General features: G+C 36.7%; 1 protein-coding gene. It reads right to left on the bottom strand.

Annotation, left to right across the window (positions count from 1 at the left end; genetic code table 11):
* Positions 1 to 40: 40 nt before the first annotated feature.
* Entirely contained in the window at positions 41 to 1369 is a 1329-nt protein-coding gene (locus tag JOD45_RS16375; RefSeq protein WP_205004931.1) for an IS3 family transposase, read from the bottom strand.
* Between the last annotated feature and the right edge of the window lie 105 nt (positions 1370 to 1474).

Genomic DNA, 1474 nt, shown 5'->3' on the forward strand with positions numbered 1-1474 from the left:
TAAACTGGCACCTATGTCAAGGACACAATAAAAAAAGAGATTAAGCACCTAGAAGATGATTCCTATATTGAATAGGGGTCATCTTATTTAGGTTCCACTGATATCGATAATTGTTATAATAAACCATATAATGATTTATTTTGGTCTTTAATTCTTTTAATGTTTTAACGGATTGATAATCCACTTCATCTTTTAAATGACCAAAGAATGACTCTTGAGGGGCATTGTCCCAACAGTTCCCTCTCCGAGACATGGATTGGCCTAGACCATATTTTTTTAATAACTTTTGAAATCTTGGGCTCGTGTAATGGCTTCCTTGGTCCGAGTGGATAAAGGCATCTTTATGTAGAGTAACTTTCTTGTTGTTGATTAATTTTTGGATCGTCTTAGTTGCGATGTCTAGAGTGATACGATCAGAAACATGGTAAGCTAAGATTTCGTTAGTGGATGCATCTTTTATGGTTGACAAATAAGCCATATTTTTACCGTTATATGGCAAATAAGTGATGTCCGTTAATAACACTTTTCTTGGAATGCCTTGCTTAAATTCCCTGTTTAACTTATTTGGAACAACCTGATGCTCTTTCGTTGCTTTAGCGATCCTTTTATAAGGGTTTGGTCTTCTATGAGGGCAGACAATGCCATACTTCCTCATAATTCTTTGTATCTTTTTACGACTAAAGGTCACGTTATATTCATTCTCCAATATCATTTTTATGGAACGTGACCCTTTCTTATATCCTCGACGATTAAACGCCTTTAATATGGTTTCTTTCGCTGCTAAGTCCAACTGCTCTCTTGCTTCCCGGTCAGCGGATAACTTCAGGTAGCTATAATACCCAGAACGGGAGACCTTTAAAAGATCACAAAAATACTTAGTCATTCGCTTAAATTGATTTTGTTCAATGGTCTCAAATATCAACTGATATATTTTACTCGTGTTTAGATTTTTGCTTGCGTTTAACAGCCTCCTTTCTGTTGTTTCTAGCTTTTTTAATAGCTCCACCTGTCCCTCCAGCAGTTTGATTTTTGCTTCCTGCCTTTCAATCACTTCGGCCGGCGTAAGCTCGCGTTTCAATGGTCTCCCAGAGCTCGTTTTCCTCGAATCGGTCAGCCCGATTAACCCATTCCTTTCATAGGCTTTCTTCCACCTATAAGCTGATTGTTCAATTCGCTTCATTCCTATAATGTCGACATCGAAGCCGTTTTCTATAAAGATTTGTCGAGGGAGTTTGCCCATCAAATACTCATCTATAAATCTATTTTTAAAGGATTCCGTATATGTAATAGCTCGCTCGCTAACACGTTGTACATTTGGATTCCTTTGAAGTGTTTTTATCTCTTTGGTTGAAAATGTTATCTTAGTCATTTTTATCCCCTAATCCCCGTATCTATGTTGAAATTCAAGTATATAAGAAAATACCTGTAGATAAAACACTCTTTTTCAAGTGTCCTAACTACAGGTACCATATTA

The organism is Scopulibacillus daqui (assembly GCF_016908855.1).
GTDB lineage: Bacteria > Bacillota > Bacilli > Bacillales > Sporolactobacillaceae > Scopulibacillus_A > Scopulibacillus_A daqui.

Excerpts from the sequence above, each read along its gene's own strand:
- JOD45_RS16375 (WP_205004931.1), bottom strand. The coding sequence starts at position 1,369 with ATGACTAAGATAACATTTTCAACCAAAGAGATAAAAACACTTCAAAGG.